Source organism: Prosthecobacter vanneervenii (assembly GCF_014203095.1).
GTDB classification, from domain to species: Bacteria; Verrucomicrobiota; Verrucomicrobiia; order Verrucomicrobiales; family Verrucomicrobiaceae; genus Prosthecobacter; species Prosthecobacter vanneervenii.
Genome location: NZ_JACHIG010000019.1, coordinates 22,408 through 48,506 on the forward strand (window position 1 = coordinate 22,408; position 26,099 = coordinate 48,506).

At 60.1% G+C, this 26,099-nt stretch carries 24 protein-coding genes and 1 pseudogene; 2 read left to right on the top strand and 23 right to left on the bottom strand.

Annotation, left to right across the window (positions count from 1 at the left end):
* Nucleotides 1–654: 654 nt before the first annotated feature.
* Nucleotides 655–855 (top strand): annotated as a pseudogene (locus HNQ65_RS27070) (DUF1501 domain-containing protein); the annotation flags it as partial.
* Nucleotides 856–1,671: 816 nt separating this feature from the next.
* Here the strand turns inward: HNQ65_RS27070 and HNQ65_RS25390 are convergent.
* The 5 genes from HNQ65_RS25390 to HNQ65_RS25410 all read right to left on the bottom strand — a co-directional run bounded on the left by HNQ65_RS25390 (nucleotide 1,672) and on the right by HNQ65_RS25410 (nucleotide 7,536).
* Entirely contained in the window at nucleotides 1,672–2,475 is an 804-nt protein-coding gene (locus HNQ65_RS25390) for a hypothetical protein (RefSeq protein WP_184344463.1), read from the bottom strand.
* 483 nt (nucleotides 2,476–2,958) lie between these two features.
* Nucleotides 2,959–4,446: a PKD domain-containing protein gene (locus tag HNQ65_RS25395; protein WP_184344465.1), complete on the bottom strand. Its 1,488-nt coding sequence runs from the start codon at nucleotides 4,444–4,446 to the stop codon at nucleotides 2,959–2,961.
* Between the two features lie 113 nt (nucleotides 4,447–4,559).
* Nucleotides 4,560–5,351, bottom strand: coding sequence for a hypothetical protein (locus HNQ65_RS25400; protein WP_184344467.1), 792 nt, complete (start codon nucleotides 5,349–5,351; stop codon nucleotides 4,560–4,562).
* Nucleotides 5,352–5,638: 287 nt separating this feature from the next.
* A complete protein-coding gene (locus tag HNQ65_RS25405) occupies nucleotides 5,639–6,676 on the bottom strand; it encodes a tetratricopeptide repeat protein (RefSeq protein ID WP_184344469.1) in 1,038 nt (345 codons plus the stop codon).
* A 152-nt stretch (nucleotides 6,677–6,828) separates the two neighbouring features.
* On the bottom strand, nucleotides 6,829–7,536 hold the full coding sequence (locus tag HNQ65_RS25410) for a hypothetical protein (protein WP_184344471.1): 708 nt from the start codon (nucleotides 7,534–7,536) through the stop codon (nucleotides 6,829–6,831).
* A 689-nt stretch (nucleotides 7,537–8,225) separates the two neighbouring features.
* Here HNQ65_RS25410 and HNQ65_RS25415 point away from each other — a divergent pair.
* Complete coding sequence (locus HNQ65_RS25415; protein WP_184344472.1) at nucleotides 8,226–8,921, top strand: hypothetical protein; 696 nt, start codon at nucleotides 8,226–8,228, stop codon at nucleotides 8,919–8,921.
* Here HNQ65_RS25415 and HNQ65_RS25420 read toward each other — a convergent pair.
* The 18 genes from HNQ65_RS25420 to HNQ65_RS25505 all read right to left on the bottom strand — a co-directional run.
* Nucleotides 8,903–9,475, bottom strand: coding sequence for a class I SAM-dependent methyltransferase (locus tag HNQ65_RS25420; protein ID WP_184344474.1), 573 nt, complete (start codon nucleotides 9,473–9,475; stop codon nucleotides 8,903–8,905). The genes HNQ65_RS25415 and HNQ65_RS25420 overlap by 19 nt on opposite strands.
* On the bottom strand, nucleotides 9,430–10,131 hold the full coding sequence (locus HNQ65_RS25425; protein WP_184344476.1) for a hypothetical protein: 702 nt from the start codon (nucleotides 10,129–10,131) through the stop codon (nucleotides 9,430–9,432). The genes HNQ65_RS25420 and HNQ65_RS25425 overlap by 46 nt, the downstream gene beginning before the upstream one ends.
* Entirely contained in the window at nucleotides 10,128–10,967 is an 840-nt protein-coding gene (locus HNQ65_RS25430) for a hypothetical protein (protein WP_184344477.1), read from the bottom strand. The genes HNQ65_RS25425 and HNQ65_RS25430 overlap by 4 nt, the downstream gene beginning before the upstream one ends.
* Nucleotides 10,967–11,248: a hypothetical protein gene (locus HNQ65_RS25435; RefSeq protein ID WP_184344479.1), complete on the bottom strand. Its 282-nt coding sequence runs from the start codon at nucleotides 11,246–11,248 to the stop codon at nucleotides 10,967–10,969. The genes HNQ65_RS25430 and HNQ65_RS25435 overlap by 1 nt, the downstream gene beginning before the upstream one ends.
* Before the next feature lie 12 nt (nucleotides 11,249–11,260).
* Nucleotides 11,261–12,055 carry a hypothetical protein gene (locus HNQ65_RS25440; RefSeq protein WP_184344481.1) on the bottom strand — a complete coding sequence of 265 codons (795 nt, stop codon included), beginning with the start codon at nucleotides 12,053–12,055 and terminating at the stop codon, nucleotides 11,261–11,263.
* Nucleotides 12,056–12,064: 9 nt separating this feature from the next.
* A complete protein-coding gene (locus HNQ65_RS25445) occupies nucleotides 12,065–14,794 on the bottom strand; it encodes a beta strand repeat-containing protein (RefSeq protein ID WP_184344484.1) in 2,730 nt (909 codons plus the stop codon).
* A 90-nt stretch (nucleotides 14,795–14,884) separates the two neighbouring features.
* Nucleotides 14,885–15,433 carry a peptidoglycan-binding protein gene (locus HNQ65_RS25450; RefSeq protein ID WP_184344486.1) on the bottom strand — a complete coding sequence of 183 codons (549 nt, stop codon included), beginning with the start codon at nucleotides 15,431–15,433 and terminating at the stop codon, nucleotides 14,885–14,887.
* 98 nt (nucleotides 15,434–15,531) lie between these two features.
* Complete coding sequence (locus tag HNQ65_RS25455) at nucleotides 15,532–15,849, bottom strand: hypothetical protein (RefSeq protein ID WP_184344488.1); 318 nt, start codon at nucleotides 15,847–15,849, stop codon at nucleotides 15,532–15,534.
* Nucleotides 15,850–15,943: 94 nt separating this feature from the next.
* On the bottom strand, nucleotides 15,944–16,690 hold the full coding sequence (locus HNQ65_RS25460; RefSeq protein WP_184344490.1) for an alpha/beta hydrolase family protein: 747 nt from the start codon (nucleotides 16,688–16,690) through the stop codon (nucleotides 15,944–15,946).
* Nucleotides 16,691–16,695: 5 nt separating this feature from the next.
* Complete coding sequence (locus HNQ65_RS25465) at nucleotides 16,696–16,944, bottom strand: hypothetical protein (RefSeq protein ID WP_184344492.1); 249 nt, start codon at nucleotides 16,942–16,944, stop codon at nucleotides 16,696–16,698.
* 144 nt (nucleotides 16,945–17,088) lie between these two features.
* Complete coding sequence (locus HNQ65_RS25470; RefSeq protein ID WP_184344494.1) at nucleotides 17,089–17,850, bottom strand: glycosyltransferase; 762 nt, start codon at nucleotides 17,848–17,850, stop codon at nucleotides 17,089–17,091.
* 92 nt (nucleotides 17,851–17,942) lie between these two features.
* Nucleotides 17,943–18,662, bottom strand: coding sequence for a hypothetical protein (locus tag HNQ65_RS25475; RefSeq protein ID WP_184344496.1), 720 nt, complete (start codon nucleotides 18,660–18,662; stop codon nucleotides 17,943–17,945).
* A gap of 118 nt (nucleotides 18,663–18,780) precedes the next feature.
* Entirely contained in the window at nucleotides 18,781–19,071 is a 291-nt protein-coding gene (locus HNQ65_RS25480; protein ID WP_221306298.1) for a spike base protein, RCAP_Rcc01079 family, read from the bottom strand.
* Between the two features lie 259 nt (nucleotides 19,072–19,330).
* Nucleotides 19,331–19,948: a hypothetical protein gene (locus tag HNQ65_RS25485; protein ID WP_184344498.1), complete on the bottom strand. Its 618-nt coding sequence runs from the start codon at nucleotides 19,946–19,948 to the stop codon at nucleotides 19,331–19,333.
* A gap of 467 nt (nucleotides 19,949–20,415) precedes the next feature.
* Nucleotides 20,416–22,563, bottom strand: coding sequence for a portal protein (locus tag HNQ65_RS25490; protein WP_184344500.1), 2,148 nt, complete (start codon nucleotides 22,561–22,563; stop codon nucleotides 20,416–20,418).
* 424 nt (nucleotides 22,564–22,987) lie between these two features.
* Entirely contained in the window at nucleotides 22,988–23,881 is an 894-nt protein-coding gene (locus tag HNQ65_RS25495) for a DUF3800 domain-containing protein (protein WP_184344502.1), read from the bottom strand.
* 12 nt (nucleotides 23,882–23,893) lie between these two features.
* Nucleotides 23,894–24,847 (bottom strand): toll/interleukin-1 receptor domain-containing protein, encoded by a 954-nt coding sequence (locus tag HNQ65_RS25500; protein WP_184344504.1) that lies wholly within the window; start codon nucleotides 24,845–24,847, stop codon nucleotides 23,894–23,896.
* 6 nt (nucleotides 24,848–24,853) lie between these two features.
* Nucleotides 24,854–26,099 (bottom strand): type ISP restriction/modification enzyme (locus tag HNQ65_RS25505; protein ID WP_221306299.1); only part of this gene is annotated, 1,246 nt, incomplete at its 5' end.

Genomic DNA, 26,099 nt, shown 5'->3' on the forward strand with positions numbered 1-26,099 from the left:
CAGAAATTTTCACACCGAATTAATACCATGTCCGGCTGCAAATCGGTCCCGCGGGTGGAAGCCAGCCCTCCGGCGGAGAGGGATCGTCCCGATCCCTCACACACACGCAAAGACCAACGTTCTCGCGTCTGCCAAAGGGCCTTGGGTTCGCAAAGACCAGCGTGCCCGCGCCACCACAAAGCCGGGCCTCCCGCATCATCCAGCGCCATCGCGATCTTCCACAAACAAGCGCCAGGTGTGGGGATCAAGATGATCCCCCTCCGTCGCTGGGACGAAGCTTCCGGGGAGCGAAGCCTCTGGCGGAGAGGGATCGTCCCGATCCCTCACGCTCTCGCAAAGACCAGCGCGCCCGCGTCTTCACAAAGCCGGGCCTTCCGCATCATCCAGCGTTCTCACTCACTCCACCCGCACCCACAGGTGCGGCATAGTGGTCCGCACAGTCCTCTGTGCGGCACGCTAGCTCCACGATTCCCAAGCCACACCAGCCGCCGCAGCACCCAGCGCTCATGTCTTGCCACGCTGGGCGCTTTCGCAGAGCAGGCGACACGAGTGTGCGCCAGCACAGTGGTCCGCACAACGCGAAGCCAGCCGAAGGCAATCCTCTGTGCGGCTCGCCAGCCTGGTGGTGCACGAGCCACCGCCTTCAGCACCCTGCTCCGCGGCGGCCTGGCCTACGGCACCTCCGACGAGCCCGGCATGAATGCCGAGCAAAACCCCATCCACGTGCACGACCTCCACGCCACCATTTTACACCAGCTCGGCCTCGACCACGAAAAGCTCACCTACCGCTACGCCGGCCGCGACTTCCGCCTCACCAATGTCTTCGGCAATGTGGTGACGGATGTGCTGGGGTGAGGGGGGACTGCACATACGTCCGTTCTGACGCACGTCCGCTCTGACGTAGGTTCCATGAGCAGAGTCCGCCAAGTCCTGGCATTCAGGAAAAACGATGCGCATGCATTGTAGTACCGGCTTCAGTCGGTCCGGTCAGACTCCAAATACGACGCAGCCGCCTGGTCACGAAGCAAAGCCGGAGCTTCAATGCAGCCAAGTCTCGCGTTTCCCACCTTGAACAGCAGTTGGCAGCCTCCCTTGGGCAAGACCTGAGCCATCCTCACACCGTGCAGTGAAAAGGTGGATAGGGCTTGCACCAAGGAAGACAACCTTTCCGCTCTCCTAGACCGGCTTCTTGCCTCATGGCTTAATGGTTAGATGAGGGCTATGCCCTCACGATGCTACTTGTCCACCCAGAGAGGGAAGACTTTGCCTTTTTTCGGATAGATCGTCTTGCCCGTTTTGGGACAAACGAAATATGGCCGAAAGATCAGCTTCTTCCCGTCTGGTGGAGGCAAGCGGAACAATTCGAGTTGTTTCACGGCCTTTATATAAGAAGGTTCCGCTGACGCCCACCTACAAAGGCGGCCATTGACAGGGGTACAGTGTGGAGGTACAATTCAATACGCACTAGGATTGCACCTGGTACCCTTTGCCCCGCGTCAGCGGAAATATGGGGACTTGGTTGCGCTTCGAGTACCGGCCTGATCTCTGTTCGTACCAGAGGTTGGGCCTTTTTTATTCCGCGCAGGAGACGACTGACTCGAAGTCTTTTGCTATCGCTCCCGCTGCTGCTAATGTTTTCATAATCGTCTAATATTGGTCTAGGAGGGGAAATTATTCGGTTTCATCATCCACTATTATGGTGAATGACAACCAGCTAGTGATGCGGTCCAACTCGGCTTTCGAGATTGTGAGCGGTGCTGTGATCTGGAATTTGCGGCGCTTCTGCTTGTCGAGATACAGAGTGTGCTTCTGTGTTTGATCGGTCTCATTTCCATCCTCTTCTTCCTCGGACTCCTTTTTTCGCTGCGGAGTCGCTGTAACGACATTTTCAGGAGAGAGCAACCCTGCAAAGCGGAGAGAAGACTCAAAAACTTTGGCACACCTTTTGCCGCACCCCTTAGAGACAACAAACTTGCGGGCAATATCATTACCAACCAGCTCGACATTCATCTTCTTGCCAGCATGTCCATTAAGGAACTCGGCATAATAAGGCACTCCCATGATGCTCTCCAGCAGAGCTTTGTTTTTTGAATCATCAGTCGTGGGAGAGACATAATCGCGCGCGCGGTCGAGGAGTTCAGCACCATTTGGGCTCAGAAGTCCGAACAATCGGGCAGCGACCAATTTGCGATAAAAAGGAGTCGAGCTTGGCGCCTCGTATTTGAAATGCTTCGCCACCTCTGGCATTTTGGCGCGCTCCAAGCCATTCGAATGGATCTCTGAGACGAATTGGATCATGATCTCTTCCAAATCGAACATCGGGAGATCCGTCGTGTAGTCCTTGCCTTCGACTTTAGTCGAAGTGGGTGACTTACCGTTTGACGCAGCCGTAGTCGGATCATCAACTTTGGGGGATTCCGCGGAAGTCGTGGTATTAGGATGCTCTTGCATACCTAATTCTACCTTGGCTTGCAAAAATAGTCAAGCATGGCGAAGGCACAATAACGCCATACATCGCTTTTTTCATCGCTTTTTCAGGCGATAAAAAAATCACTCCAGCCAAATGTCCATTTCAGATCATGTACACATTGCCTCAACATGAGCTTCTAAAGCACCACGTAATATTCTGATTATCAATAAACAAAAAGACTGATGAAAAAATGTGATAATCTGAATATGAAATGAAGTGAACATCGGACTTTAGGTTTGCTTTACAAGCTCGTCCTTTTTTTGACATTCATAAAAAATATTTTCCTGGCCTCTTGCACCCCTTGGAACCCAGTGCAAAACCTCCCCCCAGGGCCATCATGATGTTTGTAACCTCATCGATGTTTTTCCCAGGAAAGTCATTACAGACTACTTCCATCATCAACGCCGACCAGGCGTAAGTCGAGGCCGACGAAGTGGCAGTTGAACTTGTGATGCTGACAGGCAGCCGCGAAAAATAGATGCCCCCCCTCACTCCACCCGCACCCACAGGTGCGCCAGCGCCTTTTCCCCGCGCGCATTCACGTGCTCCACTTTCACGATGTAGTCCCCCGCCTTCGCAAAGCGGTGCGTGGTGACCGCGTAGCCGTCCTTCGCCAGCGCCTTGGCGTTGCCATCCGACGTCACCGCCACGGGCGGCGTGCCGTCGCCAAAGTCCCAGGTCTCGCCGCCGGCGTCGCGATAGGTGCGCACCTTGAAGGTTATCTCCTGGCCGGGCTTGAGATTCATCGTGGGCGAGAAGCTCGGATGGATCGCAGGCGGGATGTTGACCTGGTCGTCCCCGATCACCTGCACGATGGCAAAGTCGTAGCTCGTGTTCCCGGCGTCGTCCGTCACCTTCACGATCTCGCTGGTGCTGCCCGCTTTCGTGTAGGTGCGCTCAAAGCTCGCGCCGCTCTTCTGCGTGCCGTCGGAGAGCGTCCACTCATAGCGGGCGATCTTGCCAGACGCGGCCCAGGACTTCGATGCATCCAGCGTGATCGTCTCGCCCACATGGATGAGGTGATGCGGGCGCGCCACGGCGATCACCGCAGGCTTGTGCTCGCGCACATAGCTCTGCCACGCAAAGGCGTAGGCCTCCTGCGTGCCCCACTTGCCGGAGGGCTGGCGGCTCTTGATGCCAAAGTGCAGGTGCGACCACCCGCCGCTCGCGCCTTCCTTTCCCAGCAGGCCCATGCGCTGCCCCATCTTGACTCGCGTGCCCGGCTGCACCGCCTCATCAATGCTGTGGAAGTGGCTGTAGCGGTAATACCAGCCTCTGGCATCCAGCACATACACCACATCATAGCGCGGACGCACCGGCGTGAGCGAGTAGCCGTCCAGCGTCTGGTTCCGTGCGCTCACCACCAGCCCGTCCGTGGCCGCCACCACCTCCACCAGCCCCTCGCAGCCGCCGAAGTCGAGATCGTTGTGGTAATAAATCTTCTTCCGGTCCGGCTTGTCGCCGCCGTCGGCGTAGGTGGGCTCGTTGGAAAACTGCGTCATGGTCGCAAACCAGCGCTGCTTCAGCGGATAAACAAAAGTGCCCGGCTCGATCCACGGCGCGCCCGCAGGCCAGAGGCGCAGGCGTGCATCCGCCACCAGCCCCCAGGAATCCTCGCCGCTGTTTGCATTGTAGCCGCGGGTGATCGGGCAGTCGATCTGCACACCGCCCACGCTTTGCGGCAGGTGATAGTTCGCGCTCGTCAGCCACACCTCCGCGCCATTCACCGCCACCTTCACGCGGGCCTGGCGCACCGCATGCGCCATCGTGTCTGTCTTCTCCTGCAGGTCCAGCAGCTTCACCTGGGCCACACTGCCATCTGCCAGCTTCACCTCGGCGGCTTCGCCGATTTTCAGATCCACCGCGCGCAGCGTCGGCTCCTGCGTCGGCTCCGGCGGTGCGGCATGCAGGGCTGAAAGAGAAAGCAGCGCGGCGGCGAGCAGGGCCAGTGTGGAGAAGGATGTTTTGTATATCATGCGGCACCGAAAGAACGCACCCAACCCCACCGCCCTTTTGCCGACGGGTGTCTTCTCTGCGTATTTTTATCCTGCCGGGCACACTGCAGCACAGGCCGCGCAGGCGCATTCAGCTACTCATCGGCGCAGATCCTGGCATCCAGGTCAGCGGGGTCGGTGCGCGGTTCCACGTTGGGCTTCTTTTCTGTGACGCTGGCCCCCTCAAAAAGCGTGATGCCCACGATGCGCCCTACTTCGGGAGCACTCCGGTGAACCCCGGCAATCAGATACAGGCGGACACGGCCCACGATGAGGAAAGGGTGCAAAGAACCAGGCAGCGAAACCCTGCCATCTCTCACCGCCTGCGAATCGCCCGGCACTGCCCTTTCGATGGAATGCAGCACCAGCTCGGACATGAGCTGGATGCGGCCAAACTCCCAGCCGAGACTCGAATCCCAGAAGCGGAAGGTGGACACCTCCGCGTCGATGACCTGCAGACCGGGGCGCGAAAACGGCAGCGCGGCGCGGCGCCTTCTCAGCAGGGACTGCACCTCTGCTTTCATTTCTTTCAGCGCCAGGCAGATCAAGAAGCATGCGCTAAAGACCCCCAGCATGGTGAAGGGGGCTGCCACGGGCACGTTTGAAGCAAGCATGCTTTTGCCATAGGCCAGCACCCGCAGCAAAATGAGCAGGCCCAGGCCCAAATATAAAAACTCCATGCCTGCGCCCGCCCACCACACGTCTCTCCAGCAGCGCATGAAGGCCCAGGGATTGTCTTTGCAAGACTGGCTGTAAACACGCCTGATCTCGCTCACCGGCACATCGCCCATATCCAGACGGTGGCGTGTCTCCGGAGTGGTGGAGAAGAGCCTGTCCAGCCTCTGCTGCTGGCTTTCCAGCGAAGGCTGCTGGGTTTCAAAAGTCATCGTGCCACACTTTTAGTGTGATGCGGTGAAAAGGGCGAGATGAAAAATCAGCAGCCGGGATGGCATGCCAGTTCCTGGTGTGAGAAAGCCGCTGTGATGAACTTCACAAGCTCTCTGGGGGCCAGCATTCCCATGACACCCGCCACCCCTCCATCGGCTCGTGCTGCCACCCTCAGGCCCGTTCTAACACATCGTGGTATGACCCATAAAACAAAAAGATGCGATTTAACCGATAAACCAGCTTTATCGGAAATAGCGCATAAATCCTCCCAAGGCCCATTCCGCCTTCACGCCTTCGGCGCTTCCTTCGTCAGCTTCTCCACCAGCTTTTGCGCGGCCTGGGTGTCAGGGTGGTTCTGGCCCCGGGCTTTGAGCCAGCCTGCCAGCGCGCGTCTGGCGTAGGGCAGGGCCTCTTCCGGCTTGTGCTGGGCCTGCAGCCCCAGCGCCAGATTGTAGCACCCGCTCAGCGTGTCCGGATGCTCGCGGCCGAGCGTGCGCTCCTGCACGAGCAGCACGGCCTGCATCTCCCGCACGGCCTCTTCTTTTTTGCCTTCATGGTTCAGCGCCCCCGCCAGATTGGCCCGGCTTTGCAGCGTGTCCCGGTGCTCCGGGCCCAGCACACGTGTCTGCAGCGGGATGAGCCTGCGCAGCTCCGCCTCCGCACGGCCAAATTGGCGCTGGTCATTCAGGCTCCACGCCAGCTTGACCCTGCTTCCCAGGGTCAGGACATCCTCCGGGCCGGACACGCGCTCGCGGATCTCCAGCAGCTTGCGTATTTCCGGTTCGGCTTCCGCAGGCTTGCCCAGGCGCAGCAGTGCGTCGGTATAAAAACTGCGCGCGCGCAGCGTGGTGGCGTCTTCCGCCCCCAGCACCTTCTCCGCCACGGGGATGAAGAGGCGGTAGGGCTCCTCCACCTCCGCAAATTTTTCCTGATACGCCAGTGTCTCCAAAAGCATCGCCTGGCAGTCCAGGGTGTCCTTGTCCGCAGGGCCCAGCACCCGGACCATGGCGGGCAGCAGTGCACGGCCCAGCTTTTCCGCCGCGGCACTCTCGTGGCGGGCGTTCAGCACCAGGCCCAGCAGCAGGCGGGCCTCCAGGGTCTCCGCCGCATCCGCGCCCAGCTTTTGGGTGCGCGCCTTCACCAGCGCGAGTGCGGACTTCTTCGCCTCGCTGAATTGGTGCTGCGCATAGAGTTTGGCCGCAGCGTCATAGGCTGCCCCGCTGATGTCCGGCCCGCTCTCCGCCGCCATGCCCGATGCCGTCATGCCGATGAAAAGGAACAAAGCGCACATCAGTGCAGAAGCGGGAGCGAAAAGCCTTTTCATAGAGCGTGCAGTGGGGCCGGGGGTGCATGGATTAATGAAGCACCCACCCAAGGCGGCAAGCACAAAGCATCGACTTTTGCCTAAATAAAAATGCCGAGCCAGCAGGCTCTGGCTGCGGGCCGCCCGCCGCCGCTCACTAGGATGGAAGGCACTCAGCGCGGTGACCCCGGAGCCGCTTTTTTCGGACGCACCGCCTGCAGCTTTTGAGCTTCCAGATTCTTGTCCGGATGCAGAAACCGCCACTGGGCCTCATCGCCCTCATGCCTTTCAGGCGCATCAAAATTCGGCAGATCCTCCCGTGCCTCGGGATTCGTGGGCAGGCGCCTCCACCAATGCCTGTCTGGCGGCTCCTCCGTGCCGGGATGCCGGCCCTCATGCGAGGTGTCTCCATCCAGGCCCTCCAGCAGCCTGCCCGCGGGACCTTTCTCCTTTGGCACGATGCGGTAGGGCCTGCCCCTCTGCCGGCGCATCTCCTCCGCCATGGCACGAGTCGCCGGAGGCGTGATCATCGGGTGAATGGCAGACGGCGGCCTGGGCGCAGGCTGTGGATGGTATGGCTGCAGATCCGTGTGCGGCACCTGCCATCTGCCGCCAGGGGGCTGCCCCGGAGGCGGCAGCTGCCCGCTCAGGCTGCGGGGCACGCCTTGCCCGTCCAGCGTTCTTTCAGCGCCATTGCGCCATTCAGACTTCTCCGTGGCCATCTGCCCGCCCAGCCCCTGCTGCTCCTTGCCCCAGAGCGGGTGCTTTCCGCCCACATCCGTATGCTGCCGCTGGCTGGGAGTCTGCTGCCCGGCGCGGGTGCCCCAGGGGGTGCGTGGTGCTAGGAAAAGGTGGCCGGGTCTGGGGGTGTTCGGGTTCATGCCAGAACTTCTTGGGATGCCTTTTCAGACTGCAAGCCCTTTTGGCCTCCAGCATGGTATAAAATACTCCGAGCTACCATGATGGAAAACCTCCCCCAATCTCACCACACACAGCGCCCTCAACCACCAACACCCCTCCCATCCCACCACGCCACCCTCGTCGCCGCGCCTCTTTACTGGGAGCGCCGATGTCCTCATCGGCTCTGGCCGAACGTCCCAGCGCCCCCATCCTCCAACACCCCTCCCATCCCACCACGCCGCCCTCGTCGCGCCTCTTTACTGGGAGCGCCGATGTCCCCATCGGCTCCGGTCGAGCGCCCCAGCGCCCTCATCCACAAACATCACTCCCATCTCCCCACGCCGCCCTTCGTCGCCGCGGCTCTTTACTGGGAGCGCCGATGTCCTCATCGGCTCTGGCCGAGCGCCCCAGCGCCCTCATCCTCCAACACCACTCCCATCCCCCCACGCCACACTTCGTCGCCGCGCCTCTTTACTGGGAGCGCCGATGTCCTCATTGGCTCTGGCCGAACGTCCCAGCGCCCTCATCCCCGCAACAACCGCCCGTGTCACCATCCCAATCAAGGCTTCCGAGGGCATTTTTCTCATCCAGACCAGCAGGCATCTTAAATTCCAATTCAACTTGCAGGTTCGCTCTTAAGGCTATCTTCCCGCCGCCCAACCTTGTGCTCATGAAACACCTGCTTCTCACCCTCCTGCTGGTCTCCCTCACCTCTGCCACTGCCCTCGCAGACAGCCCCGAGGCCATCCTCAAAGACTACCGCAAGCAGGCTGTAAAGGCTGTGGAGCGTCTGAATCAGTCGTTGGAAAAAACTGCCACCCCGATGATCACCAAGCTCGTTTCTAGCGGCGACACCGCAGGGGCCGAGCTGCTTACGGCGCAACTCAAAGCCAAACTTGCTGGCGAACCCGTGGCAGCACCTCAAGCCAGTGCCGTGCAGCTTTTCTCCCTCTACGATGAAGCCCGCGCCAAGGCTCTTGCCCCCGTGCAAAAGTCCAGCATCGCGCGCATCGACAGCCTCTTGAAAACCGCAGGCGGAGCCAAGCTGGAAACAGTCACGGAGCTTGGGAAAGTAAGGGAAGAAATTGAGGCTGGAAAAGTTTCTGGCGACTCCAATTTGCCAACGGAATGGGCTTACAAGCGTACACCTTCAGACAGGGAGGAAGCGGCTATATCGCTGAATCCCGGAGGAAAGCTTGTTATGAATGATGGAAGTGTAAAAAAGACAGGCACTTGGAGACGCTCCGCCGACAAAGGCATTGTAACTTTACTGTTTGAGGATGGCGATAAATGGACTGTTGAGATCAAGGACGGTATTGGCAAGATTCAACGTAGTATTGGTGTCCGTTACATGGTCGCCAAGTAATTCACTGGCTTGGAAAGCCACCAAGAATTAAATGGAATTTCTTTAATCGAATGAATTGTTAATCGATGGTTTTTGGCAAATTCATTGACCGCTTTAATAGTTAGCGGCCAGGCTGTATCGTAATCATGCCCCGCGAAAATGCCACCTGGCTTCAACTTAGGCCACCAGTGGGCTAAAGTTGCACCTGAATCCTGGCCGGTATGGGCGTATCCATCGACGTAGATTAAATCGAAACAGATGTTTTCTAGTATTTCGTTTTTTGCAGCTTCCTCAAATGTCTGACGTATCACTATGGCCCTCGGATCTCTGAGGTTGTTACGTGCTACCGTCTCCTCATGTGCAGGGTGTCTCTCATCATTCCATTTATCTATTGCGTATAGTTTTCCAAGATGAGGGTGATGATTGAGAAGGGCAGAAGAAAAGTTGCCGCATGCCACTCCTAGTTCTGCAACGACTCCACCGCTGGGGACTAGGTAGCCGAGATCGATTCGGCGCGCTGGTAGCAGCTTCAGATCCATATCGAGTCCTTTCTTCGGCTCAGGTGCTTCAAACATCTCACCCATGGATCTTTCAGAGGCTGAATGATGCAATCTTGTCCTTGCCACTCGGTCTTATCACACATTCCGATACGCGATGCGATGCACATCAAAGTATGAATGGGCGTCGCTGCTGCAGGCATGTCCAATCTATAGAGAGGCGATTTAATCCAACTGATGTTGGAAATTGTTGATGTCCATGAATCAAGGGAAGCTTCTATTATCTGTTGTGTTTTTTGATAATTGCCAGCGAGTAGTTCAGCATATGCAAGGATGCACTTTACTCGTAAAGCACTTAGTATGGAAGGGGGGTGGTTAACATAATGGCTGGCGTTGTTGAAAACAGCTGCTTCTTCAGCTGCAGCCTCCATGTCATTCAGTGTAAAGTAGTAAAATGAGGCGGCTGCCTGGCTCGTGGTCCATCTTGACAGTAAAGTGGTGCTCTCTGGCGGATTTAATGCTAAACCGATGACTCGGTGCATCATGTCAGAGTGTTTTATATGTCCTTCAATGCCCCGGTATGTTAACCAGCATCGAGCGTGCCATCGGAATTCAACGGGAAATTCGGAGGCGGTATCCGCTTCCAACAGGCTCCAAGCTGCTTTCCATTTTTCGTCTATCGTCGCAGCGGAATGCAACTCCAGCATCGATGCTTTCTCTATTGCTGTCTTCATGCCAGTTCCACGCTGAGTGCCAGGTGTTCTCTTGCCACGCTGTCGCACAGTTCTGCGGCGGCGTATCCATGTGCTTCCTCCATCACGCGCAGGTGCTGCAGCTTTCCGGCCAGCGGCACGCCGGCGGCGTGTATGGCGTAGATCACGCGCGGCACATATGGAAACATGCCGTGCTCGGCGTAGCCGCGCAGCCAGTTCATGGAGACGGGCAGCAGGCTCAGCGGGATGCCCAGCTCACGCACGGCGGCATTGAGATAAAACTGGTCGCCAAAGTCTCCCACAGGTGGGCGTTTGCCCTGCTGCACATCACGCCAGATGACGCGCGATGTCGCAAACACGGCGGCATGCTGCGGCTTGGAAAGATCACAGCAGAAGAAGCCGCTGTTGAAGTAGCTCAGCGCATCCAGGCCATGGGCCTCGATGTCATAGGACGCAAAGGATTTGGGGTGCTTGTGCCCGTGATCGCGCACCGCGCACCAGTTGCCAGACTGCCACACGGGCGGGAAGCTGCGCACCGGCCTGAAGTCCAGATCGCAGAAGACCATTTTTCGCGGACCCACCAGCAGGTCCAGCTTCATCTTGGTCTCGTAGCCTTCGGAGTCCGCGCATTCGATCACCAGCACAGGCAGTCCAAAATGTTTGCGGAAGGCGGCCACGGCCTCGTCGCGCAGATGAGCATAGGCGGGCGTGCAGATGGTCACGCACACGGCCTCGGGCTCGGACATCGCGGAGAGCCTGCTTTGGTGCAGGCGTGGGTCGGGTGTCTTGGGCGTGTCCGCCGTTTGGGGTGGTTGGTAGGGGTTTCTCATCTTGGGGTTGGGCTGGGTCTGTTTCATCAAAAATAGGTAAATCCTCCTCCGCCCACCCCGCTGAAGTCCCAGCCCCAGCTGCCGCCTTTGCTGCCTCCGCCTGAGCTGCCGCTTCCGCTGCTTCCACCACCGCTGCTTCCACGCATGCCCTGGGCGGTGGTAAAGCTGGGCCGCTTGTTTCCGGCGCGCACGGTCAGGTTGTTTTGGGTGATGCCTGGCGTCACGGTGATGCCCGGGATGCTGTTGATCCACTGCCGGGCCAGCCAGGGGCTGCCCACTTGCATTTTGCCGATGGAGGTCTGGATCATGCGGGCCTCTTCTTATTGGGTGATGTCGCGGTCATCGATCGGTGGATAGGCCTCCACCAGTTCGCGGAACCAGAAGCCGCCGATGTTTTGCGGCGTGTCCTCCACCGGGTACACCTCCCAGTCCGTCATCGGTGTGGCGGGGTATTCCACCACCTGCAGATCATTGCCGATCTCCACCTCCGCCGTCCCCGCGTCAAAGAGCACCTTGCCGCTCGTCTGAAAACGTGGAAAGCGGCAGCCCGGGTGCAGGCATTCGGGGATGTTTCCCTCGCTGCCGTCAAAGCTCCACGTCACCGTGTCCGTGATCGGTGTGGGAGACCGGCTCGTCGTGCGCGGCCACGGCCGCTCGGAGAGAAAGCGGCTCGTCTTGAACCACGTCGGGTACATCGCCCCGTCGCGCGTCTTGCTGCGCACATGCACCACATTGCCGTCTTTCTGATTGCCGGAGAGCGACAGGTTTCCCTGCTCAAACCACAGCTTCAGCAGCACCGTGGGCCAGAACTGCATGCGCTTCACCCACGACACCTGGAAAGGCGTGTTGCGCTCCAGATTCGTGCGCGTCCGGCCAAAGATGAAGGTGCGCTTCTGGTAGTCCGCCTTCATGGAGTGCACCAGCGTGTAGCCCTGCAGGCTCGGCGGGATGGCCTCGGCGTTTTTGATCCACGCCGGGCAGTCGCTCCACAGCACCACGTTGCTCAGAAAGTCCGGGATCATGTCGTTCACGCTTTCCTTTGCGGTGATGGAAAAGCCGCGCTCGGCAGGGTTGGGCGTGTCCACCCAGTCAAAGTTGGAATTGATCGAGGGCATGGTCTTTGGTTAGGCACGTGGTTGCGATCCCCAGCCGACGACCTGGTCTTTGCGGAACTTGTACGAAATCCCGCTCTGCGAGGTGAAGATCAGCCACGTGGCCACACGCGCATACTGGCGCGGCTTCACATGCCCCACCTCGTCGGAGAGACGGCTTTTGGGGCTGTTCGTCGCAGCCGTGCCATCGTCTAGGTAAAGATTGGCGCCGGTGCCCGGCCCGGGCACCACCCACGCGGCAAATCCGCCATACGAGACGGCGGTGCTTTGGGCAAAGGCGGTCGAGGGAAAGATGTCGCGGTAGGGTTCGCTCACCTCCTTGCCGGAGGTGCCCAGGCTGGTGCCCGTGTCGCTCACCATGCCCTCCTCGCTCAGCGCGCCGGTCCACAGCGGCACAAAGCCGTCCCCGCGTGCGCCTTTGAGATAGATGTACGTGTCCGTCGGCACCGCCTGCACATAGAGGTACAGGCTGTTCGCCGCGCTGGTGCCCGCCGCTGCGGTCACGAGCACGCTCGTCGTCCCCGCCAGCCCCTCGGGCGTGGTGCAGGTCAGCGTGCTGTCATTCACCACCGTGATACCAGTGGCTGGTAGTCCGCCAAACGTCACACCGGTGGCCCCGCTGAAGTGCGTGCCGTAGATCGTCACGCTCGTGCCGCCTGCAGAGGCGCCGATGGGTGGCGACACGCTGCTCACCGTGGGCAGCGCCTCCTTGTAGGTAAAGAGGCTGTTCTCCGCATTGCTGCCATTGGGCGTCGTCACCACCACGCTCCTCGGGCTGCCCGCACTGCCCGCCGGGGTGGTGCAGGTCAGGGTGCTGTCATTCACTACCACGATGCGCGTGGCGGCCACGCCCCCGATCGTCACACCCGTGGTCCCGGTAAAGTTTGCACCGGAGACCGTCACCGTGGTGCCGCCCGCACTCGTCCCCTGCGCTGGCGAAATGCTGCTGACCGTCGGCGCGGTGAGTGCATACGTAAAAGGGGCCACGCTCACACTGGAGCCCCCGGTGGTGGTCACCACCACATTGGGTGTGCCCACGCTGCCCGCGGGTGTGATGCACGTGATGCTCGTATCGCTCACCACCGTCACATTCGTCGCCGGCACGCCGCCGATCGTCACGCTCCCGGTCGTCAGCAGGTGCGTGCCCGTGATGCTCACCAGCGTGCCGCCCAGCGTCGAGCCCGTGCTCGGAGACAGGCTGCCCACCGTAGGCAGCGGAGGCACATAGCTGAAGAGGCTGTTGGCAGCGCTGGTGCCGCTGGGCGTCGTCACCAGCACGCTGGCGCCGCCTGGTGCACCCACCGCCGGCGTGGTGCACGTCAGGCTGGTGTTGCTCACCACAACCACATCCGTGGCCGGTACGCCGCCAAAGGTCACGCTGCTCACCGCAGAAAAATTCGTCCCCGTGATCGTCACCGTGGTGCCGCCATCCGTCGTGCTGCTGGAGGGCGTCACACTCGCCACGGTGGGCGGTGTCAGCACATAGCTATAAAGGGTGTTTGCCGTATTCGTGCCGCCAGGCGTCGTCACCTGCACGCTCGCCGGGCCTGCACCGCCACCCGTGGGCGTCGTGCACGTGATGCTCGTGCCGCTCACGCTCGTGATCGTCGCCGTCACTCCGCCAAATTTCACCACAGCGTCCGAGGTGAATCCCGTGCCCGTGATCACCACGCTCGTGCCGCCATTCACCGTGCCGCTCGCCGGAGACACGCTGCTCACCGTCGGCGCAGCCAGGTAGGTGTACAAACTGTTCGCCGCATTGCTGCCACCGGGCGTTGTCACCACCACGCTCGCCGTTCCCGCGCTGTGCGCAGGCGTCGTGCAGGTGATGTGCGTGCTGTCCACCACCGTCACACTGGTCGCCGCCGCACCACCGATCGTCACGCCCGTCGCGCCGCTGAAGTTTGTGCCAGTGATCGTCACGCTCACACCACCGCTCAGCGGACCGCTCGCCGCCGAGATGCCGCTCACCGTCGGCGCTGCCGCATAGGTGTAGAGCGTGTTCGCCGCATTGCTGCCGCCCGCCGTCGTCACCACCACGCTCACCGCGCCAGCGCTGTGCGCCGCCACCGTGCAGGTGATCGTTGTCGCATTGTTCACCGTGTAGCTCGCCACCGCCGTGCCGCCAAAGCTCACGCTGCTCGCCCCGGTAAAGCCCGTCCCCGTGATCACCACGCTCGTGCCACCGCCAGTCGGTCCGCTGGACACCGAGAGGCTCGTCACTGTCGGTGCCGCCACATAGCTGTAGAGCGTATTCGCCGCATTCGTGCCGCTCGGTGTCGTCACCAGCACGCTCGCCGCGCCCGCGCTGCCTGCCGGCACCGTGCAGGTGATGTGTGTGGCATCCACCACGCTCACGCTCCCCGCCGCCGCACCGCCGATCGTTACGCCCGTGGCCCCGATGAAATTCGTTCCCGTGATCGTCACCGTCGCGCCTCCTGTCAGCGGTCCGCTCGCAGGAGAGATCCCCGTCACCGTGGGTGCGCCCTGGTAGGTGTACAGGCTGTTGGCCGCATTCGTGCCGTCGGCGTTCGTCACCAGCACGCTGGCCGCCCCCGCGCTGTGGGCCGGAGTCGTGCAGGTGATCGTGCTGTCATCCACCACGCTCACGCCGGTGGCCGCCGTGCCACCCAGGGTCACCCCCGTCGTCCCGGTGAAGTTCGTCCCGTGGATCGTCACAGAAATACCGCCGGCGAGAGGTCCGCTGGGCGGGGAGATGCTGGTTACAGTAGGAGAGGCCATGGTGTCAGCTTGTTCGGTGTGGTTTCAGGTTTTGAGCAAAAAAGAGGAATCACATGCCGCATTCGGGCATGGTCTGGTAGAAACTGGTATTCAAGGCTCCAAAAGCAGCCGCATCAGCGCCGCGCAGCCGCTCTGGCGGCTCACCGCCTGCGGGTCGTAGTGGCCGTCCGCCGTGTACTTGCCGCAGCGGTACAGGTCCGTGTAGCTCCACAGGTAGGGGGAGGGGACCCCGCGCCTGCGGTAGCCTGTGCCATTGTAGTTCTCAAAGGCCACCAGCGCCGCCCCCGCGCTCCAGTCCCGCACCTGGTCCAGCCCGTCGCACACCAGGGCATCCACCGCGCTCTCCTCCCACGTGAAGGGCGGCTTCCCCTTCAGCGGCCGTCCCTTCGGCACCTGCACCGTCCGTGCGCTCAGCGGGTCGCCATTGTGCAAATGCTGATGGAAATCCAGCCCGCACTCCATCGAGTGCAGCACCGCAGGCACCCACCACGGCATGCCAGGAAACTGCCCCGCCACCTCCGCGTAGCGCTGCCGGTGCATCCGCATCCGGTCCACCTCGCCCTGCACCTCCGCCGCATGCTCAGACCGGATCGTGCACGACTCAAACTGGCGGGCATAAACATCGGCGAGTCCTGACATGATCAATGAGGGTTGAGGTTTGTTCGTCTGTCACGCCTCCATCACTTGGGGCATGTTTTTAGGTTTTAGATTTCAGCTTTCAGTTTTCAAAAAGTCCCTCACGGCGTCACCGCCGTCACCGGCCCCTGCGCGCTTGCAGTGTCCGCAGCACTCGCCTGCGCCGTCTGGATCGCGCTCTGCAGCTCAGGCAAATTCTTGAGCTCCTGCGCCGTCACCGCCGCCACAGCCGCGCCCGAATTCCCGCCGGAGAGCAGGAGCGCCCCGCCACCCGCGATCAGGTCCTTCTCCGCATCGCCCAAAATCTGCGCCCTCACCGCCGGCGTGTTGATCTTCACCACCTCCGCGTTGGTGCAGGCTCCCAGCCCCATGGCAGCGGCCACCGCCGCGATGATCAAGATGAGTGCGTGTGTCTTCATGCTGTCTCGTGTTTGAAGTTTTCTTCCTAGCGTTGTTGGGATCCTCTTCAGGCTTTGCAAGTCCAAGTTCATGTTTTTTGAGCGGTGGTCCAAATCACGCCCTCAGGCTCTCCTGCCGCTGCTCATCCACACACTCCTCCGGCATCTCCGCCACATCATCCATGCTGCCGCAGTCGCATGCTTCACCCTCATGGAGAATGGCATCACATGGTATCTTCTGATCCTCCAGATCATTCGCACTGATCAGCCTCATCAGCGCCTCAAATTTCTCTCCCCGCTGCAGCCAGGTGCCATGCCCTTGCGCATCATCGCTGTGGTCTGCTACCACGCAGGGAAAAAGCCGTGCAAACTCCCTGCCGCGCAGCCCCAGGCTCCCGTAGCCCAGCCCCAGCCAGGCCAGCCAAGGCCTCGTCATCCGCGCAAACTTCAGCGCCCCGTCATTCCGGCTCCCATAGACGTGCACTCGTCGCACCAGCCCCTCGCGAATCGCCTCCGCAAAGTCCTCCTCATCCGCCGCAGGAGAAATCAGGTGCGCCGCATCGATCTCCGCCCCGCACGCCTCCAGCACCCGCGCGATCAGGTCGCACCCGTTGCTATGTCCCACCAGCACCAGCCGGTAGCCCGCACGCCGGTAGTAGCCCACCTTCTTTGCGATCTCATCCGCACGTTCTCGCTGGTGCACACGCCGCAGCAGCGCGCTGCACGCATACTCAAATTTCTCCGCCACCACCCCGTCAGGCAGCCGTGTGTTCACCCATGTCACAAACCGGTCCGTCCATCCCTCCGCATCCCCCGGATTGGTACGTATCCCGTTGATCGCGATGTAGCACGTGCGTTTCATCTCATTCATGCCCTGGTTCCTCCCAGCTCAACTTTCGCCGTCAGATCCGCGATCACCTTCGTCTGCATCGTGATGATCACATTCCGCAGCTCGATCCTGTCCGCCTCGCAGCGTGCGCTCGCCGTCTCCAGTGCGCTGATCCTCATCTCATACTGGCTCGCCAGCTTCCGCGCGATCACATACACCGCCACCACCAGCAGCCCCGCAAAGCCAAACTGCGTCATCAGCGTGTCAAAAAGCTTCGTGTCATTCATCGTTTTTAAAGGGGAGTGCGGATACTCCTGTCCGCCGTTGTTGTCATCGTTTCAAAAAGGGAACGCGCACACTCCTGTCCGCCATTGGCTGTCAGGATCACTCCCCATTCCAGCCATGCGCGCACATCCGCCCGCCAGGATTTCTCAGGCTTTCTCACTCAGTCGCGGCTGCCTGCGCTGGCCGTCCCAGTTCTCACCGCACACCGGCTCGCGTGCGCACACATGATGCACAAACACCCCCGGCAGCAGTCGGCGCTGGCTCTCCGGCCACCGCAGCGCAAACATCACATCATCATGCGCCGCCGTCCCCAGGCTGTAGGGGTACGGCTGCTGGCACGAGCAGTGCCACAGCTGGAAATAGCCGATCGGCACATACCCATGCAGCGTGTCCACAAATCGTGCGCTCACGCTCCGGTTCATGCGCGGGTGCAGGATGCAGCCATGCTCGTGCTGCTCCGCCTGGCGTGCCTCCGCCAGCTCCTCCAGCCCGATCACATCCACCCGGTCCGCCCCATACATGCAGCTCCGCTCCAGATGGTGATGATTAAAAATGAGCCGCCTGAAATTTCCCGGCAGCGCGATGTCCGCATCCAGGTGCAGCCGCCAGCCATGATGCTGGAAATAATTGAACCCCGCATTGATCGCCGCGCCCTTGTTAAAGCGTCGTCCGTTCTTCCGGTGCAGATCCGTCACCACCAGCATCGCCCCGTGCTTGCGTGCCACCTCCTGCGTCCTTCGGTCCTCATGGCTTGTCACCACGATCATGTTGTCCAGCTGCGGCATGTTCAGCTTCAGCGTCGCATCCAGCATGTCATCAAACCCCACGCTCACCGTCACCCCCTCCAGCCTCAGCGCCTCCCGCTCCATGAGTGTTTCTGTCGATAGTGAATGGGGATGAAAAGACATAAAATGTGAATGGGTTGAAAAGTGTTGTTTTAATGGTGCAAAAAAAGCGTCTTTGGCCTCCACGAGATCTGACATGCGCTGAAATCACGCTGTCACAAATGAGCCGGATTCGTCCGCGCCCACAGCAGCGCCGCTTCAGCATCCCCAAAGCCGTAGTTCCAGATGCCCAGCTCGGCGAAAAGCTGCTTGCCAGCACTTCCGCAAAATATGGAGTTTTGCGTGAGGTACGTGGGTAGTCCTTGCTGCGGCGTTCCAGGAGCTGCATCCACTCCGTTCGACCAGCAGCGCACTGGCCCGCCCGACGTATTGGCAAAAATCTCGCACACTGCATCTGTTGTCCCCAAAGGCGGTGATAGATCCGACTCCATGGTGAATTGTGCCAGATTGGTTGCTCCAGACGAAAGATGAAACTCTCTTCCTGCCCAGCCAACGATGGTAAAGCCCCGTTGCCACATTGCCGGCTGCAGCGACTGCTCTATCAGGTAGCATGTATCCCCGGGCTGAATGGAGTAATCCAGCAAAAGCATCTGACTGCTGTAGCTTTCCTGATCCTTCAAAACAGAAGGCCCACCATTGATGCCGCCAGTCAGAACCAACTGCGGCTGATCAGCCACATTGTTTTGGTACAGATCCCTCCATCCCATGGCCCCAAAGACCTTCACCACGCGGAGTAGCGATGCCCCTTTAAAATCCGCAGCCGCCGCCACATCCAACCTGCCATCCGCCCTGCTGTAGATCAGCGTCTCATCATTATCCGACTCACGCCGCACTTGCACCAAAGGACCCGTGTAAGATGCCAGTGGACGTCGCACCACACTCCAAGCATCCCGCAGTCCACTCGAGAGCCCATCCAGCGCCCCCGCAAACCCTCCCCCCGTCTTCCCAGACGGCAGCCCCACAGATAGCCCTTGTCCCAGTCCGATCATAAAATCACAGCGCGACAAGGTTCGTGGCCGTCGTGGCCGTGGCATTCACGCGGCTCGTCGTGATCGGCAGCACAGCGCCTGCGGGCACGCCTGCAAACACCACCGCCACACCGTTCTCATTCACCGCCGCCACATCCCCCGCGCCGCCCACATACAGCGCACGCGCCGGGCCGCCCTTGATCGGGTACGTGTCAGACGGCGTCACTGGGCGGAAGGAAGAATCAGGCACCATCCCTTGCAGGGCGCCGGGGATCGATTTCGGGTCAAGGGGAGTGCGTCTTTGGGCAGCAGGCATGGTCGTTGTTTGTTAGGTTTTGGTCCGTCAAAAAAGTGTCACAATCTGGTATCGTCTGAAAAATCCGGCCTCTCGACCGTCCGCCACCTGCCGTTCCTGTCATCACCTCTCCAGTCAGGATGCCGCGCTACACACAGCGCCTTAGCGCATCATCTCGGAGCAGGTTCGCGCATCGCGTCTCACAGGATCCGGCAGGCGCAGACCGTGGTCGCAGCCTTCGCCCGGGCAGGGCAGGGGAGCACGCCTCCACGCCTCCGGCTCACATCGCAGTCGTCCGGCTCACCTCGTTAAAATTCACGCCGTCATACACAAAGCTCATCACAAACTTCTTCCCGCTCACCGTCCCTGTCGCCAGCGTGCCCGTCACCTTGAAGTTCGTCCCAAAGGTCAGCGTTCTGCTTGTCGTCCCGCTCGTCGTCACCACCAGGCAGTACGTCCGGCCAGGCACCGCCCCCGTCGTCACTCCGCTGATCGCCTCATCCTGTCCCGGCGTCAGCGTATAGCACGACACACTCGCCCCAGGCGCAAAATTCACCGTGCCCCCCGCCGCCAGCACCGCCGTCGCGTGCAGGCTCAGCGTCCCGCTCCCGTCCGGGATCGTCACCGTCCGGCTCGCCGTCGGATTCGTCACCACCAGCGCCGTCACCTTGCTGTCAAACGTGCTCCCCTCAAACTCCAGCCGCCCACGGTACGCATTCACCACCACGCTGTGGTCCTTGCCCACCAGCGCATGACTCGTCAGCGCCAGCGGCGCGGCTGAAGGCGGCGCATCACTGCCAAAAATCTTCCTCAGCATCACATCCACGCCATCCACCGCCACCGCGGTCATCGTCAGTGCGGCCATCAGCGTCATCAGTATTAGAGCGTGCTTCTTCATGGTATCAGTGTGTTTTGTTGTTAGGTTTAGATTGTCCTTCCTCAAAAAATCTGCTTCTCCACATCATCCTCGGCTTGCCCCATCGAGGCGCGTAGCGCGAAGAACGTTTCCTCATCCCATCCGCTCCGCCAGCCACCTGCCAGCTCCGCATCAAACTCGTCCTCGTCCTCGATTCTGCCGCTCCTCCTCGTCCCATCCGCCCCGCCAGCCACCTGCCGGCTCCGCATCAAACTCGTCCTCGTCCTCGATCCTGCCCCTCATCCTCGCCTCACTCACTCCCATAGTCCTTGGGACCCACTCCCCACCGCGCCAGTACTTTCTCCATCTTTTTTCACTCCCTCATCCACCATACCAGCCCCTGGCATCTTCCTCTTCCTCTTCCTCTTCCTCTTCCTCTTCCTCTTCCTCGCATCCAGCATCCAGCATCCAGCATCCAGCATCCAGCATCCAGCATCCAGCATCCAGCATCACCCCGTCACACCCATCGCCCCCGCACCCCCCATCGCCCCCGCACCCCCCATCGCCCCCGCCGCAGCCTGCGCCCCCTGCTGCTGCTGCTGCGCCTCCAGCGCCATCAGCCCCTTCACCCGCTCTTGCTCCTCCGGCGGCAGCAGTCCCAGGCAATTCTCCAGCTTCACCACCGGCCGGCGCACCATCTCCTCCGCATTTGCAAACTCCAGCGCCTTCAGCGCCTGCACAATGCCCACGCGCGCCCCCGCCTTGTCCGTCTCCGGCAGCCCCGCGTAGCCCTGCTCCAGCTGCATCATCACCTGCGCCGCCTGCAGCCGCTCCTGGTTTTGCTCCTGCGTCAGCAGCATCACCACATCGATGTCCAGATCCCGCACCTGCTCCGGCGTCATCCGCACCAGCTCCTTGTCGTGGCCCTCGCCCCACACAAACGCCTCCTCCCGGTCAAAATTCGCATACAGCAGCTTCACCGCATAGCTGAATCCCCGGCCCTTCGCCCGCCGCAGCCTCCGCACCGGCTTCTTCAGCAGCACCGCCGCGCGGCTCATCAGCGCCTTCACACCCGTCGCCGTATTGCTCTCCGGCACACTGCTCAGATCCCCCTGGCTCGCATTTGTGATCCCGCTCCTCAGCTGCGCCAGTTGCATCCCCGTTTGGAAAAGCTCCATGCTCCGGCTGTCCGCATCCGGCAGTTGCGCAAACTCCACACACTCACCCAGGCTCTTCCCCGCCTTCGGCCGGATCGACTTCCCAGGCCCGATCACCAGCGGCCCCCCATCCTCATCCACCATCAGGTTCTCCTCATGGATCGCCGTCAGCGGATTCGCGTGCATCTCGTTCCTGAAATTCACCTGATTCCACAGATTGTCCGTCCCCGTCTGCAGATACGCATACTTCGCGAAAAATCCCCTGCCATACAGCCGGTGCGGCACCGGCTCCCACACCTCGCACTTCACCGGCAGCTCCGCATTTGGCGACACATTCGCCAGATAATCCGCCCACACGATCCAGTCCTCCCCCTGCGGAGGAAACACCACGCACATCCGCGCCTCCTGCCCGTGCCCAGTCACATCCCCGCGTATGTACCCTTCGATCAGGCGCACCCGTGTATTAATGAGCTTCTCCGCCTCCTCCACTCCCAGCGGCTCCTCCGCCGCAGGCCTGCTCACCGTCGCATCCGCCGTCCGCTCACGTCGCAGCTCATCCTCCGTATGCAGCCGCGCCTCCGCACAGCGCGCCAGCCGTATCGCATCCTCCTTCGACAGGTTAAACCTCCGCATCGCCTCAAACGTGCTCATCTCCACCGTCAGGTACACATTCGTATGCCGCAGCTCCAGCTCCGGCGCATCCTCGCGGAAGCTCACATCATTAAAATGCACCGGCACCGCCTCCACCCCCTGGCGGATCACCGACTGCCTTCGCTCAAAAGCATCGCGCCACTCCAGCCGCCCCGTCAGCCTCCCGCGCATCCCCGCCGCCTGTGCATCGCACGTCACGTGGCGGCCCGCATCATCCAGCACCGGCACCCCGTCCATATGCAGGCAGGGCGTCCGCGCCTCATGCTCATCCACCTCCACTGCATACATCATCTTCATAAAGCACTCCCCCAGAGTCACCGCCTGGTCGATCCCCTGGCACTGCGCATCCACAAACCTCCCGTCGCGAAACGTCCACTGCAGATGGTGCTGGATGTCATCCGCCAGCTTCACATCCGTCCGGCCCACCGGCGACGCCGCAAACCACGGCTCCCCGCCAAAGATATCCTGCTCAGCCTGTGCCGCCGCAAACTCCGCCAGCGCCGCCACGATGTTCACCGACTCATTCGCCACATCAAACACGCTCGCCGCATCCTCCACCTCCAGCTTCTCACGGCGTGCCCGCGCCCGGTGGTCAAAAATATCCTGCGCCTCCTGCGCCCACTTCAGTCGGTTCGCCCGCCACTGCACCAGGCCCGCATCATACTGCGCCTTCTGCGTCCGCGCCCACTGCACCAGTCGCACTGCGCGTGTGCCCCCGTCCGCCGCCAGCGCATCCTCCAGCGGAGTCTTCTGGCGTTTGCGCACCAGCGCCGCCTTCGCCCTCAGCGCCGCCACACTCAGAGCCACCGCGCCCTCGCGCACACCATTCGGATCAGGAAGAAGAGCCATGAAAAAAAGAAAAAAGTTAAAAATCAAAAACAAAAAAGTCAGTCCCCATCACACCCACCGTCCCCGGATACCACATCCTACCATCCAGCATCCAGTCACCGCGATCTAGGATCTAGGATCGAGCATCCAGCCCACCACCCTCCGGGCTCCTCACCTCGTCAGGCCATCCTCACCACCCCCAACCCCTTGGGCCCCCATTTCAAACCGCAAGCCATAATTTTAACCGATACCCAAAAAAGCTCGCTGGCTCGATTAATAGTTTTATTTTGACTTAAAGCACTCATGATCAGTGGTAAATAGGGGCGTCAACCCCTTTCATGGGAAGGCCTGATCAACTTTGTTCTTTACTAAACGATCGACCCTGACGACTCTAGACACGCTGCACGCGAAATTCGGCCACGCGCCGTGAGAGCCCACAAGGCTCCTATACGTGCGGCTTTTTCTTTTTCTGGGGTTTAGGTCCGAATCGCGCTTCCAGAGTCAGAGGATTGCTGGGCGTAAAAAAGGTTCCGTGCTCGCGGCCAAAGTGCAGGTCATGGATCTGGCTGATCTGCGGCCAGACGGCGTTCAGGTAGCGCTCCTCATGCGTCACTTCACCTGTCTGGGCATGCACTCGGGGCTCGTAGAATCGCTGCAGAGCCCAGAGAAAATAATCCGCCGCCTGCAGGCACACGGTTTCGCGTGGGTTCGTCACGGTAGTGTGCCAGGCATCGGCACCACCCCGGGAAAAGCCAAAGCTCCGCTCAAAGTCGGCCTCTGCATGCTCCAGCGCAGTGCGCAGGGCCGCATTGCGGTCCTTGCTGCCCCGTTTGGCGATCCACAGGCGATATCCGTCCGCCATGCGGCTAAACTTCCCCAGAACCGACCGCGCCAGTTCATCATACAGGTGGTCCGGGTTGTAGCGGTAGCCCGGCGCCTCTTCACGCTTCTTTTCCTCCCGCAGGCGGATCACCTCCTTGTCACACACCACCGCGCGAAATCGCAGCGCAGACCCCATGGAGCGCAGCAGATCAAAGACCTTTACCCGCACCTCGGGCAGGTCGTCCTTCGCATGCAGCAGCAGGGCGGTCTTCCGGCGTTCGGGCTTGAAGGACTCCGCAGAGGCAAAGTAGGGATCGGCCACCATCTGTTCCCGCAGGTTCCTCAGGGCCTCAATCAGCTTGTCAGGCTCATGGACCTCCAGCATTCCCAGAAAAAAGAAACGGGAGCAGCCTTGCTGGCCGATGTTGTTGCGCCCCTTGGCATCAAAAATGTCCGGCGTGCCCGCTTCATCCACGTAGAGATGGCATAAATCTTTGTCTGTCTTGGCGTCACTCATGAGGGCACTCTGTCAGCGTTGCAGGGGCTCGATCAGCATTGACCAGAAAAACTCGGCCCCGCCTTCTGAAGTCAGGTGGCCTTTGTTTTGACCGCTGAGCATGGACTGCATGCCCATCGGTTTGAGCGACAGAGCCTGTTCGCCCACTTCCACGTTCAAGGCTTCATTAAAGCTGTTTGCCTGACTTGACTCATCGTAGGAAAAGGTGATGCCGCCGGTGAAGCCGCGCCTGCCACCCTGATGGACAGAACAGGCGGTTTTTTTCTTTCCATGGCGGTAAATCGCCGCGCTGAATGAATGGGCATCAATACGGCGGAAGCGCGTTTCGATCTCCGGATGCCGCTTTTGCAGCTCTTCCAGGGAACCCTCAAAAAACCGGGCGATGAATTCAAAAGCCTCGTCCAGAAAACGGTCCTTGTCTGCATCCGTGAAAGACTGCCGCAGCCGCAGATTGCTCGAGCGCGGAAGCTCAGTCGTCTCTTCATGCCTTGTCCGCACGGCGGGCCGTGGGCTTGGGCTCGGTTCCCTGGGCGTCTTCGGCAGCGCCGCACGGATCTGGCGCACTACATCCAGAAATGCCTCGTCCCTGTCCGCCCATTTGGAGATGGGCTTGCCATCGGTAGGGGCGGCCAGCAGCCTGCCAAAGGGCGCACGCGTCCACTCGCAGGGCCGTAGAATGATCGGAATGACACGCGCCATTCCGGCCTCATGCCGCGCCATCGCCTGCTGTACCTCGATATCGTAGCAGTACCCCGAAGCCAGGAAGTCAGAGCTTACCAGCAGGAGGATGATCTCGGCCGTGTTCAGCTTCTCATCAATGACCCCGGCAAACTCATCGCCAGCAGTGATCTTGCGGTCATGCCAGGAGGTGATCAGCCCCTCTCGCTTCAGCATCGCCAGGTGCGTCTCCAGTTCGTTGCGCAGAGACTCGTCCTTGTGGGAGTAGGAAAAGAAAATGGAGGCCATGGCGGTTCAGTCGGACTTTACTGTTCCAGTGGTTGAAAACGCCCCCGGCCATCCGCCGTGCGCTTCGATCACTTCATCAATCTCCTGCATCAGCCGGATGGTTTCAGACAGCGCGACCACGATCCTTTGGTAATGGACAATGTCGCTTTTCGTGAGGGTGCGGCCTTTACGATATTTAAGCCATTTATCACAGATTTGGTAGCCGCCGATGTTAAAATTCCACACAGGCTCCGAAACGCCGTGGAAGCCGCTAGGTCCTCCGATCGTACCGCCGCGCGCGCCAGCAGCATTAATCCATACTGTATTATCCGAGTACTCAACGTTGGTGACTTCTCTCGAGTTGCCAATGAATTCGGTAAGAAAATTGTCAATCATAGGCGATTCCAAAGAGTGCAGTGCCACTAGTGTGCTGCCGAGCCGAGCTAGCTCTCGCATTAAAACCAAGTTTCCGGTTAATGGCAGACGTGGAAAGTCAATCTTTAAGAATTCCGCATAACGGCTTCTGTATCCCGGGCTATAGAATACAGCATAGATGTAATGGAAGATGTCTTCTGGTGTCAGGTTCGCAGGCAGGTTGTGAGGTCTTCTTGGTGGCAAGCCCAACTTTGCCGAAAGTGAGTGAAGAAAAGTGGGGGAAAAGTTAGTGCGCTGCTCTCCTTGAAGATTGAAGGTTTGCTGTGACGTCCGTGGGTCGGGGTAGGTGTAAAGAGGGAAAAATGTTACGTTGTCGAATGGCGAAACTGAATCTTTATCCACGACTGTGCCGGCTACAAAAAAGCTATTGACGTTGCCTCGGCGAGGATTGCGGACTGTAAGCAAGAGTCTGTTAGGTTGGAGTGCGCTCCACATCAACGGGGTGCGCGGGTAAGCCATGAAACCTTTAGTGCGCCCGCTAAAATATGTCCAACGGGCATCGAATGGATGATAGGCGACTTGAATTATATTACCGTCGTTTTTCAGGACGTCCTGCTTGGCCCACTCAATAGTCCAATCACGACCATCTTCTGCTAATTGATATTTTTCTGCTAGATCAGCAGATGAAAGGTTGCGAAGATCATCGAGTGTGACTTCAAGCTCCTTTTTTGTAAACTTATAAACTAAGCTGTCACGTTTAGTTTGCACCCCTGCATTACGCTCGATAAAAACTTCGCCTGAAATGCTAGGCCGTGTTTGAAAACCCTCAAGAGCCATATCTGAGCCAGTCGATGACGGAGGCAAACTGAATGAGGGAGAGGAAGTGGCGAGCAAGCTT

Coding starts and splice junctions, on each gene's coding strand:
- HNQ65_RS25395 (WP_184344465.1), bottom strand. CDS start 4,446: ATGATATACAAAACATCCTTCTCCACACTGGCCCTGCTCGCCGCCGCG.
- HNQ65_RS25400 (WP_184344467.1), bottom strand. CDS start 5,351: ATGACTTTTGAAACCCAGCAGCCTTCGCTGGAAAGCCAGCAGCAGAGG.
- HNQ65_RS25405 (WP_184344469.1), bottom strand. CDS start 6,676: ATGAAAAGGCTTTTCGCTCCCGCTTCTGCACTGATGTGCGCTTTGTTC.
- HNQ65_RS25410 (WP_184344471.1), bottom strand. CDS start 7,536: ATGAACCCGAACACCCCCAGACCCGGCCACCTTTTCCTAGCACCACGC.
- HNQ65_RS25415 (WP_184344472.1), top strand. CDS start 8,226: ATGAAACACCTGCTTCTCACCCTCCTGCTGGTCTCCCTCACCTCTGCC.
- HNQ65_RS25420 (WP_184344474.1), bottom strand. CDS start 9,475: ATGTTTGAAGCACCTGAGCCGAAGAAAGGACTCGATATGGATCTGAAG.
- HNQ65_RS25425 (WP_184344476.1), bottom strand. CDS start 10,131: ATGAAGACAGCAATAGAGAAAGCATCGATGCTGGAGTTGCATTCCGCT.
- HNQ65_RS25430 (WP_184344477.1), bottom strand. CDS start 10,967: ATGAAACAGACCCAGCCCAACCCCAAGATGAGAAACCCCTACCAACCA.
- HNQ65_RS25435 (WP_184344479.1), bottom strand. CDS start 11,248: ATGATCCAGACCTCCATCGGCAAAATGCAAGTGGGCAGCCCCTGGCTG.
- HNQ65_RS25440 (WP_184344481.1), bottom strand. CDS start 12,055: ATGCCCTCGATCAATTCCAACTTTGACTGGGTGGACACGCCCAACCCT.
- HNQ65_RS25445 (WP_184344484.1), bottom strand. CDS start 14,794: ATGGCCTCTCCTACTGTAACCAGCATCTCCCCGCCCAGCGGACCTCTC.
- HNQ65_RS25450 (WP_184344486.1), bottom strand. CDS start 15,433: ATGTCAGGACTCGCCGATGTTTATGCCCGCCAGTTTGAGTCGTGCACG.
- HNQ65_RS25455 (WP_184344488.1), bottom strand. CDS start 15,849: ATGAAGACACACGCACTCATCTTGATCATCGCGGCGGTGGCCGCTGCC.
- HNQ65_RS25460 (WP_184344490.1), bottom strand. CDS start 16,690: ATGAAACGCACGTGCTACATCGCGATCAACGGGATACGTACCAATCCG.
- HNQ65_RS25465 (WP_184344492.1), bottom strand. CDS start 16,944: ATGAATGACACGAAGCTTTTTGACACGCTGATGACGCAGTTTGGCTTT.
- HNQ65_RS25470 (WP_184344494.1), bottom strand. CDS start 17,850: ATGTCTTTTCATCCCCATTCACTATCGACAGAAACACTCATGGAGCGG.
- HNQ65_RS25480 (WP_221306298.1), bottom strand. CDS start 19,071: ATGCCTGCTGCCCAAAGACGCACTCCCCTTGACCCGAAATCGATCCCC.
- HNQ65_RS25485 (WP_184344498.1), bottom strand. CDS start 19,948: ATGAAGAAGCACGCTCTAATACTGATGACGCTGATGGCCGCACTGACG.
- HNQ65_RS25490 (WP_184344500.1), bottom strand. CDS start 22,563: ATGGCTCTTCTTCCTGATCCGAATGGTGTGCGCGAGGGCGCGGTGGCT.
- HNQ65_RS25495 (WP_184344502.1), bottom strand. CDS start 23,881: ATGAGTGACGCCAAGACAGACAAAGATTTATGCCATCTCTACGTGGAT.
- HNQ65_RS25500 (WP_184344504.1), bottom strand. CDS start 24,847: ATGGCCTCCATTTTCTTTTCCTACTCCCACAAGGACGAGTCTCTGCGC.